Origin of the sequence: Cupriavidus pauculus, assembly GCF_008801835.1 — a bacterium.
GTDB lineage: Bacteria > Pseudomonadota > Gammaproteobacteria > Burkholderiales > Burkholderiaceae > Cupriavidus > Cupriavidus pauculus.
The window spans coordinates 1-15995 of the sequence record NZ_VZOW01000014.1 but is presented as its reverse complement, the minus strand read 5'-3'; the positions used below and the strand labels follow the sequence as shown (position 1 = coordinate 15995).

General features: G+C 65.3%; 14 protein-coding genes. 9 read left to right on the top strand and 5 right to left on the bottom strand.

What is annotated here, in order from left to right; all coding sequences use genetic code 11:
- Window positions 1-137 precede the first annotated feature (137 nt).
- The gene (locus tag F7R19_RS15705; RefSeq protein ID WP_150981191.1) at window positions 138-764 is read left to right on the top strand and encodes a LysE family translocator; all 627 of its coding nucleotides are present in this window, start codon (window positions 138-140) and stop codon (window positions 762-764) included.
- A gap of 4 nt (window positions 765-768) precedes the next feature.
- On the opposite strand, the gene F7R19_RS15700 is transcribed toward F7R19_RS15705, so the two are convergent.
- The 3 genes from F7R19_RS15700 to F7R19_RS15690 all read right to left on the bottom strand — a co-directional run bounded on the left by F7R19_RS15700 (window position 769) and on the right by F7R19_RS15690 (window position 3376).
- Window positions 769-1443 carry a histidine phosphatase family protein gene (locus tag F7R19_RS15700; protein WP_150981190.1) on the bottom strand — a complete coding sequence of 225 codons (675 nt, stop codon included), beginning with the start codon at window positions 1441-1443 and terminating at the stop codon, window positions 769-771.
- A gap of 145 nt (window positions 1444-1588) precedes the next feature.
- A complete protein-coding gene (locus tag F7R19_RS15695) occupies window positions 1589-2596 on the bottom strand; it encodes a Bug family tripartite tricarboxylate transporter substrate binding protein (protein WP_150981189.1) in 1008 nt (335 codons plus the stop codon).
- Between the two features lie 102 nt (window positions 2597-2698).
- Window positions 2699-3376 (bottom strand): TetR/AcrR family transcriptional regulator, encoded by a 678-nt coding sequence (locus tag F7R19_RS15690; RefSeq protein WP_150981188.1) that lies wholly within the window; start codon window positions 3374-3376, stop codon window positions 2699-2701.
- A gap of 164 nt (window positions 3377-3540) precedes the next feature.
- Here F7R19_RS15690 and F7R19_RS15685 point away from each other — a divergent pair, with 164 nt between their 5' ends.
- From F7R19_RS15685 to F7R19_RS15650, 8 genes are all read left to right on the top strand, one after another.
- The gene (locus tag F7R19_RS15685) at window positions 3541-4347 is read left to right on the top strand and encodes an IclR family transcriptional regulator (protein WP_061956946.1); all 807 of its coding nucleotides are present in this window, start codon (window positions 3541-3543) and stop codon (window positions 4345-4347) included.
- A gap of 79 nt (window positions 4348-4426) precedes the next feature.
- Window positions 4427-6565: an acetate--CoA ligase family protein gene (locus F7R19_RS15680; RefSeq protein WP_150981187.1), complete on the top strand. Its 2139-nt coding sequence runs from the start codon at window positions 4427-4429 to the stop codon at window positions 6563-6565.
- A 38-nt stretch (window positions 6566-6603) separates the two neighbouring features.
- Entirely contained in the window at window positions 6604-7602 is a 999-nt protein-coding gene (locus F7R19_RS15675) for a Bug family tripartite tricarboxylate transporter substrate binding protein (protein ID WP_150981186.1), read from the top strand.
- A 48-nt stretch (window positions 7603-7650) separates the two neighbouring features.
- Entirely contained in the window at window positions 7651-8964 is a 1314-nt protein-coding gene (locus tag F7R19_RS15670) for a DUF1254 domain-containing protein (protein WP_150981185.1), read from the top strand.
- A 54-nt stretch (window positions 8965-9018) separates the two neighbouring features.
- Window positions 9019-10335 (top strand): DUF1254 domain-containing protein, encoded by a 1317-nt coding sequence (locus F7R19_RS15665; protein WP_150981184.1) that lies wholly within the window; start codon window positions 9019-9021, stop codon window positions 10333-10335.
- Window positions 10332-11309: a Bug family tripartite tricarboxylate transporter substrate binding protein gene (locus F7R19_RS15660; RefSeq protein WP_150981183.1), complete on the top strand. Its 978-nt coding sequence runs from the start codon at window positions 10332-10334 to the stop codon at window positions 11307-11309. Before F7R19_RS15665 ends, F7R19_RS15660 begins: the two co-directional genes overlap by 4 nt.
- Before the next feature lie 99 nt (window positions 11310-11408).
- Entirely contained in the window at window positions 11409-12491 is a 1083-nt protein-coding gene (locus F7R19_RS15655; RefSeq protein ID WP_223506046.1) for a tetratricopeptide repeat-containing glycosyltransferase, read from the top strand.
- 100 nt (window positions 12492-12591) lie between these two features.
- Complete coding sequence (locus F7R19_RS15650; protein ID WP_061956953.1) at window positions 12592-13572, top strand: Bug family tripartite tricarboxylate transporter substrate binding protein; 981 nt, start codon at window positions 12592-12594, stop codon at window positions 13570-13572.
- 74 nt (window positions 13573-13646) lie between these two features.
- On the opposite strand, the gene F7R19_RS15645 is transcribed toward F7R19_RS15650, so the two are convergent.
- Together F7R19_RS15645 and F7R19_RS15640 are read right to left on the bottom strand one after the other, a co-directional pair.
- Window positions 13647-14069, bottom strand: coding sequence for a hypothetical protein (locus F7R19_RS15645; RefSeq protein WP_061956954.1), 423 nt, complete (start codon window positions 14067-14069; stop codon window positions 13647-13649).
- Window positions 14070-14189: 120 nt separating this feature from the next.
- Window positions 14190-15803 carry a 3'-5' exonuclease family protein gene (locus F7R19_RS15640; RefSeq protein WP_150981182.1) on the bottom strand — a complete coding sequence of 538 codons (1614 nt, stop codon included), beginning with the start codon at window positions 15801-15803 and terminating at the stop codon, window positions 14190-14192.
- Between the last annotated feature and the right edge of the window lie 192 nt (window positions 15804-15995).

Here is a 15995-nt window from a genome sequence, read left to right as displayed (position 1 = left end):
TCGGGAGATTGTGCTGATAAATTGATTGTTTGGATCGATTGATCGATCCTGCGGAAAGATCGTCGTCGGCGCGTTTGCGGCGATATTCCGCTAACATCGTCATCCGTTCGCTACCATCGCCGCCGCGCCTGACGCCCATGCCACCGCTCGACACGCTGTTGCCGTTTCTGGGAATCGCCATCCTGCTGAGCCTTGCGCCCGGGCCCGACAATATTTTCGTGCTGCTGCAGTCGGCCATGCACGGCACGCGCGCGGGCCTGACCGTGGTGCTGGGCCTGTGCACGGGTCTGGTGGTCCATACGGCGGTGGTGGCGGTGGGATTGGCCGCACTGCTGGCCGCGTCTACCGTGGCATTTACCGTGCTGAAGATCGCCGGGGCGTTATATCTGGTCTATCTGGCGTGGCAGGCGTTTCGCGCGCCGGTTGGCGAAATCGGCAAATCGGATACGCCAGTCAGGACGGGCCGCCATATGTACTGGCGCGGCGTGGTGATGAACCTGACCAATCCGAAGGTCGTGATCTTTTTCCTGGCGTTCCTGCCGCAGTTCGTTGATGCACGGCAGGGCCATGTGGCGCTGCAACTGATGGTGCTCGGCTTTGTGTTCATCGTGGCCACGCTGCTGGTGTTTGGATCGATCGCGTGGTTTTCCGGCGTGTTCGGCCGCTTGCTGATGCGTTCGGCGCGCGCGCAACGCGCCATCAACTGGTTCGCGGGAACAGTATTCCTGGCGCTGGCGGGCCGGCTTGCGCTGTCGCAGCGCTGACGGCTCAGGCGAACGTGATCGCGCGGCGACGTTCGGGGCGCTCCAGATGCGGCACGTTATTGAAGCTGAGCAGACGCTGTGTACCGCGGCCGACGATCAATTCGCAGAAACCGGTGTTGCGGAACTGCAGGTTCAGCTCGATGGCGGTCTGCGTGGGCGCACCGAGCAGGTCCGCCACGGCGCGCCCGATGGCGCCTCCGGAGCTGACTACCAGCAAGCCGTCCTCGCGCGCAGCGCCTTCCGTGGCGTGCGCCAGCGCATCCTGCATGCGCGCGCCAAACGCCTGCCATGTCTCCGGCATGGCCGGTAGCTGGTCCTGCGTCCATGCGGCAAAGGCCGCGCGGAAGGTGCGCCAGTAATCCTGATAGTCGCCGTTCTGATGCGCGCGATGGTCTGCGCCGTTGGTGAAGCTGCGGTACAGCGCTTCTCCGTCATATTCGTTGAGACCCGCATGCGTGCCGACCGGCGTTGTGGCGGCGCCCATGCCGTTCAGGATCTCCGTGGCGGTGTCTTGCTGGCGAACCAGCGTGCCGGCCACCACGCGGCGGAACTGCACGCCGCGGTCCTTGAAATATTCACCCAGCCATCGCGCCTGCTGGCGGCCGACATCGGACAGGCAATCGTAGTTGGCAGCGCCGAATGAGGCTTGCCCGTGGCGGACCAGAAAGAGCGTGGCCATGATGTGCGCAAGAAGCGGAAGTCGCGAAGGAATCGATGCTGCGATTCTAGCCACGCAACGCTGGCGGGCCTAGAAAGACCCGCCAGAATTCATGGCGGTCATGGTTTCGCTGCATGCCGTCCGTTGCGCGGCGAGCGTGCGGTGGTCAGTCGAGCGTCACGCCGGTATCGGCCGTCAGCTTGAGCACCACGGGCAAATATGCCTTGTACGCCCGTTCGGCTTCCTGCGGCGTGTTGCCGACCGGCTCGGCGCCCATTTCCTCGATCTTCTCCTGCATGGCCGGCGATTTCACCAGCGCAACCACTTCGCGCCCGATTTTTTCGACAATGGCATCCGGCGTCTTGGCCGGTGCCAGCAGCGTGGAAGGACCGACGATCTTGTATGCGGCGTCGCTGTAGCCGGCTTCGGCGAAGGTGGGCACATCGGGCAGCGCCTTGGCACGCGTGGTGCCGGCCACTGCCAAGGGTCGCAGCTTGCCCATGGCGATGTGCTGGCGCAGCGTGGTCACCGACCCGATCGTCAGGTTGACTTGCCCCGCGAGCAGATCGGACACCATCGGCCCTTCGCCGCGATAGGGCACGTGCAGGATGTCCACGCCGTAGGTCTTGTCCATATACGCCTGGATCGTGTGCGGCTGGGTGCCCGGGCCCCACGACCCCATGCGCAGCTTGCCCGGTTCCTTTTTTGCGTAGGCCAGCAATTCGGCCACCGTCTTGACCGGGACCGTACTGTTGACGGTCAGCACCGTGCGCGCCGTCGCGATGTCCGAAATCGGCCGAAGCTCGGTGCGCGGGTCGTACGGCAGTTTCTTGTAGAGCGCGATGTTGGCAGTGATTGGCCCGGGAATGGTCATCAGCAGCGTGTAGCCGTCCGGCGCCGACTTGGCGACGAAATCGGTGCCGATGATGCCGCCCGCGCCGCCCTTGTTCTCTACGACGACCGTTTGGCCCAGGCGTTTGGACAGCCCCTCGGCCACCTGGCGCGCGAGCGTATCGGTGAGCCCGCCGGCCGGGTAGGGCACCACAAGCCGGATCGGCTTGGTCGGATATTCGCCCTGCGCCAGCGCGCTGGCTGGCAGCACCGGCAACAGCGCGAGCGCGGCGCACGCAATGCGCATGGCACGCCGCCGCGGCGGCAGTTTCGATTGCTTCATGGTGTGTCTCCTCGTTTGTGGCCCGGTCCGCTTGGCGGACAGCGCCGCTATGGTTGCGGCTTGCCGGGCGATTCTGGTTGGGTGCAGCGAGGGAAAAACAGATCAGGCGTTGATGCCCAGATAGCTTGTGACCATCCGTGCCATCTCTTGGGCCAGCCGCTCGTCGTCGAGCGGCAGCGGTCCGGGATCGTTGAGTACGGCGTTAACGAGCGTGCCAAAGACCATCTGCATGGCAAAGCGCACGCGCAGTTCGGCTTCGTCCGGTGCGCCGGACAGGCGCGGCACCAGCAGCGCCACCAGCCGGTTGACGATCTCCTGGCCATTGCGCTGGTGCAGCAGCCACTCTTCGGGCCGTGCCGCCGATTGCTTGAGCGAGGCGCGCAGGATGCCGCGATTGTTGCGGCAGCCGTTGACCATGAAGCGCAGGATTTTCTCGATGATCTGGTGCGCCGGCACTTCGTGCCAGCGGGGCTCCGCCATGTAACGGGCCACCGAAGCGTCCGCTTCTTCCATCACCTTCGCTCGCAGCGCCTCGAAAAACGCCATCTTGTCGCGGAACCGGCCGTAGAAGGCGCCCACCGACACCTGGCACGCCGCGGCGATCTGCGCCACCGACACCTCGGCGAAGTCGCGCTCGGCCAGCAATTGCCGCCCTGCGGCCAGCAGCGCCGCCTCGGTTTCACGCGCGCGCCGTTGGCGCGGCGGTTGAAGGACCGACGGCGTTTCGACTTTCGGGAAACCGGCGGTGGCGGATCCGGCACTCACAGAGGATGGATGCATGGGGATTTTCCGTATTCGAATTCGGATTCGGTTTTGCACCTTACGGCCCGATTGCGCCACGCGTCAAGTTGCGGGGTATAATTTCCAATATATGGAAATTCGTTCCGCTTTTTGACACACGGCAACCCACGCGCCCACACTGGAAAACAGGAGACAAGATGCCCATGAACACGCCGGTCGAACAATTCATCGCCGAACGCCGCCTCGAGGATCCCTCGTTTGGCGGACTGCTGGCCAAGGGCTTTGCGCTGCTGCGCTGCTTTATCGACGACCCGCGCCCGCTGGGCAATGGCGAACTGTCGCAACGGCTGCAACTGCCGCGCGCCACCGTATCGCGCATCTGCCGCACGCTGTTCGAGCTTGGCTATCTGGATTGGGACCCGAAGCTCGACAAGTATTTTGTGGGCGCACAGGTGCTGGCGCTGGGATATCCCTATCTGGCCGGCTTGCAGGTGCGGCATCTGGCGCGCCCGCTGATGCAGGCGCTGGCCAGCCAGCTGGAAGGCGCGGTGTCGATGGGTGTGGCGCACCGGCTGGACGTCACGTACCTGGAATCCTGCACGCATAACGAAGGCACGTCCGCACGGCCCACGGTGGGCGCAGTGCGGTCGGTGATGACCACCGCCATGGGGCGCGCGTATCTATGCACGCTGTCCAAGGTCGAGTTCGAGAAGCTGATGGGCGCGGCGCGCACCGAGCGTCCCGAAGAATTCGCGGCCTGTTACGAGACCGTCTGCCACAACGTCGCCCATTACCCCAAGCGCGGCTTCACGCTCAACGAGGGCGATGCCGGCAGCGATATTCACGGCGTGGGCGTCTATTCACGCATCACCTATCTGAACCGACCGCTGCTATTCAATTGCGCGATTTCCGGCCTGCGCGTCAAGCGCGGGATGATGGAAAAGCGCGTTGCGCCGCTGCTGCGCGAGATGGTTCGGTCGATCGAAAGCATGGCTGGCGTGAGACGTTAGCCGCCGGTGCGCGGGACCGGATCTTCCCGCCTGACTGAACGGCCGCGGCACGTACCGCGCCGTCATCGATGGAGACACCATGCAGGACCTGCAACCGTTGCTGTGCCCGCGTTCGATCGCGATCATCGGCGCTTCCACCCAGCCCGACAAGGTGGGTGGGGTACCTATCCGGCTGTTGCGCGAACTTGGCTATGAAGGGCGCGTTTTCCCGGTAAATCCTGGCGCCGACACCGTGCAGGGCGTGCGCGCGTATCCCACTATCGAGTCGATTGGCGAGCCGGTGGATCTGGCCATCGTGGCCGTGCCCGCTCCCGCGGCGCCCGACGTGATGATGCAACTGGGCAGGGCCGGCACACGCGCCGCGGTGGTGTTCACGTCCGGTTTTGCCGAAGTCAGCGGCGGCGAGGCGCTGCAGCATGCACTGGCGGATCAGGCGCGTGCGCATGGCGTGCAACTGCTGGGCCCCAACTGTCTTGGTGCGATGAATCTGCGCGAGCGCATGTACGCCACGTTCTCGCCGATGCCGTTCGCGGGCGTGCCGCCCGTTGGCGAAGTGGGTCTGGTCAGCCAGAGCGGTGCGTTCGGCGCGTATGCGTTTGCGCTGGCGCGAGAAGCGGGGCTGGGGCTGAGCCACTGGGTCACCACTGGGAACGAAGCGGGTTTGCAGGTGGCTGATGTGATCGAATGGCTGGCGCACGATCCGCAGACGCGCGTCATCCTGGCGTATATCGAGGGCGCGCGCGACGGCATGCGCTTGCGGCAGGCATTCGCCGCGGCGCGCGCCGCGGGCAAGCCGGTGGTGGTCGCCAAGGTGGGCACCACTGCGGCGGGCGCCAGTGCCGCGCAATCGCACACGGCCAGTCTGGCGGGCGAGGATGCCGTCTATCAGGCGGTATTCGACGAATACGGCGTGCATCGCGCCCACACGCTTGAAGCATTTTTCCGGCTCGGTTATACGCTTGCGCGCGGCCGTCGTCCCGCCCAATGGCAATCGCCGACCGGCATGCCCGCCGATGCCGTGGCGCCCGTGGCGATCGTTACGGTGTCGGGCGGCGTGGGCATCATGATGGCCGACAGCGCGGAGTCGCTAGGACTGCCGCTGCCGCCGATGCCGCAGGCCGCCGCACAGGCGCTGCGTGCCGCCATTCCGTTTGCCAGCACGGCCAATCCGATCGACGTAACCGGACAAGTCGTATCGCAGCCGCAGGTCTTTGTCGACGCCCTCGCGAATGTCGCGCGCTGCGGCGAATACGGCAGCGTGGCCGCATTTCTGGCTGGCGGTGTCAACGCACCGCGGCTGTGGAGCGTGCTGCAGGAAACCGTGGAGACGCTGGCGGGTGACAGCGCCGCCGCGCCGTTGATGATCTCCGGCGTGATGGATGACGAGAAGCGCGCGTGGCTCGAGGCGCGCGGTTGCCTGGTGTTCAAGGAGCCCGCGCATACCATGGAAGCGGTTGCCGCACTGGCGAAGGCCGCCGCCATGGAAGCGTGTGCATCGGAGGCGAACGACACGCGCGAGCCCACCTTGCAAGGCCCGCGGTTGCCGGATGACGCCACCGCATTGAGCGAAGCCGAAGCGATGGCGTGGCTGGCGGAAGCCGGCGTTCCGGTGGCGCCGCATGGCCTGGCTAATGACGCCGACGCGGCGGTGCGTATCGCGGAATCGATCGGATTTCCGGTTGCCGTGAAAATCTGCTCGCGTCACGTTCTGCACAAGAGCGATATTGGCGGCGTGATCCTGAACCTGCAAAACGCTGACGACGTGCGCGCGGCATTTACGCGCGTGCGCGAGGCGATGGCGCGGGCGCGCGATGCATCGGGAAGTCCGGTGCCGTTCGAAGGCGCGCTCGTTGCACGCATGGTGCGCGGCTGGGGCGAAATCATGGTGGGCGTGCGCCGCGATCCGGTCTTTGGACTCGTGGCACTGGCTGGCATCGGCGGCACCGCTGTCGAGATTTTCCGGCAGATGGCGTTCGGCCTTGCACCGCTGTCGCGTCAGCGTGCCCGCGCCATGCTGCTGCAAAGCCGCGCCGCGGCGTTGTGCATGGGGCACCGTGGGCATCCGGCCATCGATCTCGATGCGGTGGCCGATGTGCTCGTCAACGTGTCGCGCGTGGCCGCCGCCATCGGCGAGCGCCTGGACACGCTGGAAATCAATCCGTTCATCGTCGGCCCCGACGGGCTGGTGGCGGCCGATGCAGTCATCACGCTGCGCTGACGCGCCGCTTCTATTGTCGACACTACGAGAGACAAACTATGCGAGCAGAGTTTCGCAGGATTCGGCGCGCCGTCGGCCTGGCGCTGCTGGGGCTGGGCGTGAGCGGCGCACTGCCGGCGTACGGTGCATCCCCGGCTGATTCCTATCCCGCCAAGCCGATTCGACTGGTGGTGCCTTTTCCGCCCGGCGGCGGCACCGATGTGATTGGACGCATGGTGGCGGCGCGCCTGTCCACCGTGCTCAAGGGCACGGTTGTGGTGGAAAACGTGGCTGGCGCCACAGGAACGATGGGCGTCGCGCAGGTGGCGCGCGCCGCGCCCGATGGCTACACGCTGGTGCTTGGCATCTCCGCCACGCACGCGATCGCACCGTCGATCTTCCCTAAGCTGCCTTACGACCCATTGCGCGATTTCGTGCCCATCAGCCGCATTGCCTACGGCGGCAATGTGCTGGTGGCCAACACATCGCTGCCTGCGCACGACGTGCACGCGCTGATTGCCTTGGCCAAGAAGCCCGGCGCGGATCTGACCTACGGATCCTGGGGGCCGGGATCGGGCGGCCATCTGGCGGGCGAAAGCCTCAACGTGTCGGCCGGCGTTCATATGCGGCATGTGCCGTACAAGGGCGTGGCGCCGATGCTGAACGATGTGATGGGCGGCACGCTGCCAGTTGCCATGTCAGATCTGGCGGGCACCTTGGCGCTGATCCGCAGCGGCAAGGTGCGGGCGCTGGCGGTCTCGGGCTCCGAGCGATCTCCGGCGTTGCCCGATGTGCCGAGCTTCGCGGAATCCGGCATCGCGTTCCGCGTCGACAGCTGGTACGCCCTGTTTGCGCCCGCCAGGACGCCGCCGGCGATCGTCGACAAGCTGGAAAGCGCGATGCAGGAAGCGATGCGGGATCCCGCGCTGCAGGCGCAGATCGGCACGTTCGGCATGCGCTACGCACCGATATCGCGCGCGCAGTTTTCAACGCAGATCCGGGAAGACACGCAAGCGTGGTCTTCGCTCGTGAAATCGAGCGGCGCCGCGCTGGAGTGACCCCACAACAGATCAACGATCCACCCTTCCAGGACCAGGACCACGCAGATGAACCATCCCGCTTCCTCCATCTTTTCCACGCCCGTGTACACGAGCCCGCAAGCAGCGCTGGTGGCCAGTGCCGCGATTCCGCTGGTGATTTACGGCTATCCGCTGATCGAGACGCTGCGCACCTGTCGTCTGCAGACGTCGGTTGATACGCCCACGCAATACGGCCGGGCGCCGATGAACATGCTGTCGGCCAGCGCACGCCAGTGGACGCACGAAGATCGCGACATCGTCACGCCGGCAAACGATCTGCTGTATTTCTGCGGTTGGCTCAATCTGGCCCAGGGGCCGGTGACGCTGCGCGTGCCGGCGCTGCCCGATGCAGACCGCTACTACGTGATCGAACTGCTGGACGCGCATACCAACAACTTCGCCAATCTCGGGCCGCGCAACGTGCCGATGGAAGGTGGCGATGTCGAGATCGTTGGTCCGGGGCAGCTGGGGCGAGGCGAGCACGTGGTGCAGGCGCCGACATCGCTGGTGTGGGTGCTCGGCCGCGTGCTGGTGGCCGGGCCCGATGATCTTGCGCGCGCCTACGCCTTCGAACAGGGCTTTCAGGTCGTCCACAGCGCAGGCCCGGCGCGTCCCGCAAGTGTGGCGCAGTGGCAGGACTCTGGCGATGAAGCCGTCGACTTCTTCCAGAACCTGTTTCGCGCCATGCGCGATTTTCCGCCCGCCCCGCACGAGCTGGGGCTGTTCACGTTGCTGCGCAAGGTGGGCCTGCGTCTGGAAGACGACGTGGAGATCGCGACGATGCGCGCATCGGTGGTCGAAGGGCTGCGCAGCGCCTATGCGCAGGGCATGGCGCTGATCGAGGCGCATACGCGCAGTCAGGGCCACAAGGCTTGGGGGTACAGCCTGCGGCTGGGCGTCTACGGGGATGACTGGCTGCTGCGCGCCTGCACGGCGATGAAGGGACTGGGCGCGCTGCGCGCCGACGAGGCGGTCTATGCCATGGCGGATTTCGACGCCGATGGCCAGCGCCTGCATGGTAGGCACCAGTACGCCTTGCGCTTTCCGCCGGGCACATTGCCGCCAGCCGAAGCGTTCTGGTCCGTTTCGCTCTACGGCGAGGACCGGTACTTCACCGCAAATGAGATCGGCCGCTACGCAGTGGGCGATCGCACACCGGGAATGCGCCGGGAACCGGACGGCACGCTGGCGATCACCGTCGGCCATGCGCGGCCGACGGAAGACGCGAACTGGCTTCCCGCGCCGGACGGCAATTTCTATCTGATTCTGCGGCTGTATCACCCGAGCGCGGCTTTCATGGCGGGGCAGTACACGATTCCGGCCGTGCAACGGATCGGCTGAGTCGCCTAAGCGCCGACGCGACACTACGACAAGAAAGACAGGAGACAACCAAGCATGCAGCAATCCCACGACGATATGCAGCAACTGGCGCGCGACGCCATCATCTACACGCTGCCCCTTTATGAAATGGCCCGCATGCGCGCGGCGACTTGCCCGCGCCGCAATCCCGCGGGCATGTTTGCCGGCGATGGTCCCGCATCGACGCTGCGCTGGGTGAACCAGCTGATCCACACCCGCGAGTTGCTGGGACCGCAGCATCGCCAGGTGGTCACACCGAACAACGATACGCTCTACACCAATGCGTGGATCGATCTGTCGCGCGGGCCGGTGTTGCTCGATGTGCCCGACTTCGCGGGCCGATACTACGTGCTGGGCCTGCTCGATTTCTATACCAATCCGTTTGGCTACCTCGGCAGCCGTACCACCGGTACGCGCGCGGGAACGTTCCTGCTGCATGGGCCGGATTGGCACGGCAGCGTGCCTGCCGGCGTGCAGGCCGTGGCTTGCCCGACCAGCGCGGTCTGGATGATCGGCCGCCTGCTCGTGAACGGCGCCGATGACCTGCAAGCCGTCCATGCGCTGCAGGATGCAATTGCGCTGAAGCAGCTCGATGGCCAGCCAGCCGCGTTCCGTCTCGACGTGGGCATGCAAGCCCAGGAGCATCTTGGCGACGCGCGCCGCTTTGCCGAAGTGGTGAACCGCATGCTCCAACAAAACGCGCCGCCGGCTGCCGAGGCGGGCATGGTTGCGCGTTTTGCGGCGGTAGGAATCGGCGCGGGCGTTGACCCATCGCCGACGCAGATCGACCGGCTCGACACGGTGTTGCGTGATGTGCTCGGCGACCTCGCCGAACCGCAGGCGTCGGACATGGGCGGCGGCTGGGCGATGTCGGTGGACGTGCGCGAGTCGTACGGCACGCAATACCTGCAGCGTGCGCTGGTGGCGCGCAACTACATCGGCGCGCTGGGCGTGCAGGAAGCGATGTACATCATCGCCGATCGCTGTGCGGACGGGGCGCCGCTGGACGGCCGCCTGCAGTACCGGCTCCATTTCCCGGCCGGCAATCTGCCAGAGGTCGACGCGTTCTGGTCGTTGACGATGTACGACAAGAACGATTGCATGCTGGTGGCCAACGATATCGCGCGCTATTCGCTCGGAGACCGGTCGCCGTCGCTCGCGTACGATGCCGATGGCGGACTGACGCTGCTGCTGTCCGCGCAGCCGCCCCGCGACCGCGCGCAGCAGGGCAACTGGCTGCCGGCGCCATCGGGGCCGTTCTATGTAGCGTTGCGCCTGTACGTCCCGCGCGCGGCGCATCTGGATCGCACCTACCGTTATCCCGCCATCGAACGCGTGAAGGAGGCGTCATGACGCCATCGCAACTGACGCGCCGCCGCCTGCTTGGGGCAATGGCGCTTGCCGGCGTGGTCCCGCACGCTTGGGGCAACAACTGGCCCGCCAAGCCGGTACGCCTGGTTTCGCCCTATGGGCCTGGTGGATCCAACGACACGTCGGCGCGCGTGTTGGCCGAAGCGCTGAGCCGCAAGTATGGCCAGCAGGTGGTGGTCGAGAACAAGCCGGGCGCCGGCACCCGCGTGGCCAGTGAATCGGTCGCGCATGCTGCACCGGACGGCTATACGTTGCTGTGGGCCGCTGCGCCGTTCGCGATCAACACCGGGGCTGGACTGACGCAGCGTTTCGATATCCACAAGGACTTTGTCGCGGTGGGGCCGCGTGTGCTGGGGCCGCTGTTCCTGATCGTCAACGCGAATTCGCCGGTCAAGACCGCGGCGGACTTCGTGAAACTGGCGCAGCAGAAGCCCGAAGGCGCCACGTTTGCGTCGCCGGGCATCGGATCGGGCCCGCATCTGACCGCGGAACTGTTCGCATCGCTATCGAAGTTCAAGGCGCTCAATGTTCACTATCGCGGAGACGCCACGGCCTATACGGAGCTTCTCGCTGGCCGCGTGGATGCGACGCTGACCGCCATCACCACGGCGCTGCCATTCATACAGGCAGGCAAGCTGCGCGTGATTGCGGTGGCGGCCGACGCGCGCACGCCGGTGTATCCCGATGCGCCAACCTTTGCCGAGCAGGGTATGCCAGGCGTGGTCGGTTATGGCTGGTTTGGGGTCGTAGCGCCCGCGGGCACGCCGGCGGCAATCGTGCAGCAGGTCAATCGCGACGCCAGCCACGCGCTGGAGGATGCGCAGATCCGCCAGAAGTTGCTGGCGCTGGGCTTGCAACCGATGCCTGGAACCAGCGCGGAGTTCGCCAGCTTCATCGATAGCGAGGTAAAGAAGTGGGGGGCGCTGGTCAAGTCCCGCGGCATCGTGCTGGAGTAGGGGGCGACACCTTCGCGGCGCGTGCGCGGTCGTAAAACACTGCGCACGGTCCATGAACGGCGCTAAGATTCGCGGATCCCCGTGTCCGGAGCTGCCAGCGTGCCACGTATTTGCCTGAACATGATCGTCAAGGACGAAGCGCCTGTCATCGAGCGCTGCCTGCGGAGCGTCAAGCCCTGGATCGATCATTGGGTCATTGTCGATACCGGATCGTCGGACGGCACGCAGGCGATGATCCGCAAGTTCATGGCCGATTTGCCGGGCGTACTGCATGAGAGGCCCTGGCGCGACTTCGCGCATAACCGCAACCAGGCAATGGCGCTGGCGCGCGAGCGGATGCGCAATGCCGATGACTTTCTGCTTTTCATCGATGCGGACGAGACGCTGCGCATGGCGCCGGGATTTGCATGGCCGCAGCTCGATGCCGACGGCTACCAATTCCGCTGCGAACTGGACGGCTGGCAGTACTTGCGCAATGCGCTGGTCTGCGCGCAACAGCCGTGGCGATGGGAAGGCGTGCTGCACGAATACCTGACGCAGGACGCGCCGCATCGATGGGCCGCCTTGCCCGAGGCGACGATCGTGGTGGCGCGCGACGGCGCCCGGGCGCGAGCGGGGGACACCTATCTGCGTGATATCGAGGTGCTCGAGCGTGCGGTGCGCGACGAGCCCGCCAATACCCGCTATCGCTTTTATCTGGCACAAAGCTATCGCGATGCTGGCAAGCTGGACGAAAGCATCCGCGTCTATGCGGAGCGCGCCGCGATGGGCGGCTGGGAAGAGGAGGTCTGGTTTTCCCAATTCCAGATAGCGGTGCTGCGCGAGCGGCGCGGCGATGCGCCAAACGCCGTGCGCGAAGCCTACCTGCTTGCCTACCAGGCACGTCCCGCCCGCGCCGAGCCGCTTTGCGAACTGGCGCGGTATCACCGCTTGCGCGGAGAGTTCGCCCTGGCCCACCTGTTTGCACAGCAATCCGCGGCGATGAAGCGTCCCGCCGATGCGCTGTTTGTCGACGAATCGGTTTATGCGTGGAGGGCGCTGGATGAACTGGTGGTCAGCGCGTACTACGTAGGAGCGATCGAACAAGGCGCCCAGGCGCTGCGGCGGTTGATCGAGGAGGCGCGGTTCCCGCAGCACGAGCGACAGCGTATCGAAGGCAATCGGCAGTACTTTGGTTTATAGCGCGCGTGCAAACGGCACTTCACAGAAATGTCATAAAAACGTCACAATAGTGGTTTGGATTTCCCGCCGCGTAGAGCGGGGACGCACCCGGAGAGAGAAGATGACGTTGTTCGATGTTCGCCGCGCATTGGCGGTGCTGGTCGCAATGCCGCTTGCCATGGCCGCAGGCATGTCTCAGGCCGCATGGCCGGACAAGCCGATCCGGATGGTGGTGGGTTTTCCGCCTGGCGGTCCGGTCGATACGCACGCGCGCATCCTGTCGGAAAAGCTTCAGCCGATACTGGGCCAGACCGTGGTGCTCGACTACAAGGCCGGGGCGGCAGGGAATATCGGATCGGACAACGTTGCCAAGGCAGCGCCCGATGGCTATACGCTGCTGATCGCCAACACCGGGCAGATGGCCATCAACAATTCGCTCTATCCCAAGCTGCCGTACGGCATGCCGAAGGACTTCGCGCCCGTGGCCCGTACCGCGTTGATCCCGCTGGTCATGGTCGTCAACAACGATGTGCCGGCGAAAAACCTCAAGGAATTCATCGCCTATGCCAAGGCGAATCCGGGCAAGCTCAATTTCGCCTCGGGTGGCAACGGTGGCATTTCCCACCTGATGCCTGAAATGTTCAAGCAGGCGTCGGGCACGTTTATCGTCCATATCCCTTACAAGGGCAGTGCTCCGGCGCTGACGGACGTGATGGGCGGTCAGGCGCAGATGATGGCCGATTCGATCCCGCTGTTCACGCAGCACATCAAGACCGGCAAGGTGCGCGCGCTGGCTGTGACGTCCGGCAAGCGGTCGCCGGCGCTGCCGGATGTGCCGACCATGGAGGAATCCGGACTGAAGGGTTTTGAAGTCGTGGGGTTCTACGGCGTGCTGGCGCCCGCGGGTACGCCCAAGGACATCGTCGAAAAGCTGTCCGCGGCGCTGCGCACGGTGCTTGCGGACCCGGATACCAAGGCCAAGCTTGAGGCGCAAGGCGCGGAACCCGCCTGGCAATCGCCGGAAGCGTTTGCGGCCACGATCGTCACCGAGCAAAAGCGCTGGGGGCAAGCGGTGAAAGCTTCGGGCGCAAAGATCGACTGATCGGCCGGCTCACTGACCTGTTGACTTGCTGGCGATTGGCCGGCGCGATGGGCCCGGCATGCGAGCCAGCCCGCTCAGCTTGCGGCGGAGACCTTGCGTGCCAGCCCCGCGCATGAACCGATCAGACGCTGCGCGCAGCACGCGTTGCCCGTCCATTCGCCGCGGCTGACATTGCCGTCGGGGCCGGCAATCAGCTTGCGCTGACAATGTGCCACCGTCGCTGGCGGTTCCAGTCCCGCATCGCGCGGACCATAGCCGGGCGGGTGCGCGGTGGGTATCTCGTCGATCCATACATAGGCCGTGCCGCCCGGCACCGTTTGCACTGACTGCGGCGGCCCCCACTGCGCCTTGACCTGTTCCACCGGCGCGCCTTTCCAAGAATCGAAAATACGCTGCATTGCGCTGGACTCGATACTGGCGCAGGCGCTGATCAGCGCGATGGCGCCACTGGCCAGCAGCGCTGCTTGGCGGGTGCGATGGACTGGCGAAACAGGCATGACGGCTCCATTGCGAGGTAGCAGACCCTCCAGTCGGAGGGTAACGGAGTTCCGTTTCAAACGGCGCGGCCCTATGCGCGCTGGCGCACCAAGCTGCAATGCCCGACCGTGTTGGGATGGCTATCCGAACAGGCTTAGCGCCTGTTGATCGACGACCTGTCTGGCTGCGCGCCTGCCGGGCCGCTGGATTGCGTTGCGCGGCCTGACGTCGCGATCGGGCAGTATCGCGATGGGCTCCGGCGACGTCAGCGTGAACACATGCATCGAGGGCAGTGGCACCGCGCGGGCCTTCAGGTCCGCCAGACGGGGCGCGAGAATCTTGTAGGTGTCGAGGTCGAAGCGCGGCGCGACGGCTGGCAAGCGCTCTGCGTCTGCCAGCGTGGCGGCAGCGCCCACATAACACCAGTCCTCAATGACAAGCCACGGTTTTCCCGCGTCGTCGCTTTCGCGCCAGGCCACGGCGCCCGAAAACGGCCACGGCTGCAGCGCCAGCGATTCCAGCGCAGCCAGCGTGCGGCTGCGATGCGCGTCGCGCGACTCCTCGCCGGTGCATGCGCCGGCGCAGCGATGCAACTGGCGCGCGAAACACGGATTGCCGCGACGTGCCGACGGTTCGAGCATCAGCGTCGCCTGGCAAAGACCATGTTCTTCGGCGAGGGCACGCAGACGCGCCTGTGCGGCGGCCCGGCTCGGGAACGCGCCATAGAGCGCGGGATGGCGGGAGAAGTCGATATGTCGATTCGAACGCAGAAGGGGTGCAGGCAACCCGTCGACCATTTCCCAGGCAAACAGCTCGTCGCTCTGGCGCAGAAGCTGATTGTGCAGCGGTCGCATTGTCTTGACGAGCTGCGCCTCGAGCAGCAGCGCGCCCACTTCGCCGCCCGTTTCCCGCCAGTCCACGCGGCGTACCGCGCGCGCTAGGCGCATTTCGGTCGCGTTGGTGTGATCGCCGGAGAAATGAGCACGGATGCGCTGCCGAAGGTGGACGCTCTTGCCAACGTAGAGCAAGGCGTCATCGTCGCCATAAAACAGATAGATGCCGGGTCCGTGCGGCACGTCGTCCAGCGCGGTTTCCGTCAGGCCGGCGGGCAGACTGGCATGTTTGACGAGCGCCTTCACCGCGGATTCGACCAGATCGACCGTATAGAGGCCGTGAATTTTCTGCCAGAACTGCCACAGCAGGTCCGCATCGGCCAGCGCGCGGTGCCGGCCCTTGGGCGTAAGGTTGAAGCGGGCGATCAGCGCGTCGAGGCCATGGCGCTCCACCGACGGGAATAACGAGCGCGACAGGCGCAGCGTGCACAGCACATCGGCGCGAAACGTGATGTCGGCCCGGCGAAATTCGTTCTTCAGGAAGCTGTAGTCGAAGCGCGCGTTGTGGGCGACGAACAGGCGGCCTTGGAGGCGCTCGGCCAGCAGCTCGGCAATCGAGGCAAAAGTGGGTTGCCCGCGCACCATGGCATCGGTAATGCCTGTCATCCCCTGGATGAAGGGTGGGATGGCTGTTTGCGGATCGATCAGGGTATCCCACTCTTCAATGCCATGCGGGCCGACTTCGACCACGCCGATTTCAGTGATGCGATCGCGATTGGCGTCGGGACCCGTGGTTTCCAGGTCGACGAATACGATCGGCCGGGACAGGGCAGCCGCCAGCGCATGGGCGTCAAGTACGCCAGGATCGCGGCTGGAGAGGCGTTCGGGCCAATAGGTAGGCGGCTCGTGAGTGGTCGTCATCGGGGAATTCTAATGGATCGGAAAATTCTTTTTCGAAACCCCCTTGCGCAGACGGCGGTAGTCCACTAATATTCGCCCCCTCGCAACACGAAGCGCGCTGCCAAGGCAGTGTTGGCAAGGGTTTGCGGGGCGGCAGTGGTTGGTGTCTGGGCAGGAAAGGGCGCTGACGGCAGATAAAAAATCTTCTGCAAA

Bases quoted from the DNA above. Each gene is read 5' to 3' on its own strand.
- F7R19_RS15705 (WP_150981191.1), top strand. From the start codon at position 138: ATGCCACCGCTCGACACGCTGTTGCCGTTTCTGGGAATCGCCATCCTG.
- F7R19_RS15700 (WP_150981190.1), bottom strand. From the start codon at position 1,443: ATGGCCACGCTCTTTCTGGTCCGCCACGGGCAAGCCTCATTCGGCGCT.
- F7R19_RS15695 (WP_150981189.1), bottom strand. From the start codon at position 2,596: ATGAAGCAATCGAAACTGCCGCCGCGGCGGCGTGCCATGCGCATTGCG.
- F7R19_RS15690 (WP_150981188.1), bottom strand. From the start codon at position 3,376: ATGCATCCATCCTCTGTGAGTGCCGGATCCGCCACCGCCGGTTTCCCG.
- F7R19_RS15685 (WP_061956946.1), top strand. From the start codon at position 3,541: ATGAACACGCCGGTCGAACAATTCATCGCCGAACGCCGCCTCGAGGAT.
- F7R19_RS15680 (WP_150981187.1), top strand. From the start codon at position 4,427: ATGCAGGACCTGCAACCGTTGCTGTGCCCGCGTTCGATCGCGATCATC.
- F7R19_RS15675 (WP_150981186.1), top strand. From the start codon at position 6,604: ATGCGAGCAGAGTTTCGCAGGATTCGGCGCGCCGTCGGCCTGGCGCTG.
- F7R19_RS15670 (WP_150981185.1), top strand. From the start codon at position 7,651: ATGAACCATCCCGCTTCCTCCATCTTTTCCACGCCCGTGTACACGAGC.
- F7R19_RS15665 (WP_150981184.1), top strand. From the start codon at position 9,019: ATGCAGCAATCCCACGACGATATGCAGCAACTGGCGCGCGACGCCATC.
- F7R19_RS15660 (WP_150981183.1), top strand. From the start codon at position 10,332: ATGACGCCATCGCAACTGACGCGCCGCCGCCTGCTTGGGGCAATGGCG.
- F7R19_RS15650 (WP_061956953.1), top strand. From the start codon at position 12,592: ATGACGTTGTTCGATGTTCGCCGCGCATTGGCGGTGCTGGTCGCAATG.
- F7R19_RS15645 (WP_061956954.1), bottom strand. From the start codon at position 14,069: ATGCCTGTTTCGCCAGTCCATCGCACCCGCCAAGCAGCGCTGCTGGCC.
- F7R19_RS15640 (WP_150981182.1), bottom strand. From the start codon at position 15,803: ATGACGACCACTCACGAGCCGCCTACCTATTGGCCCGAACGCCTCTCC.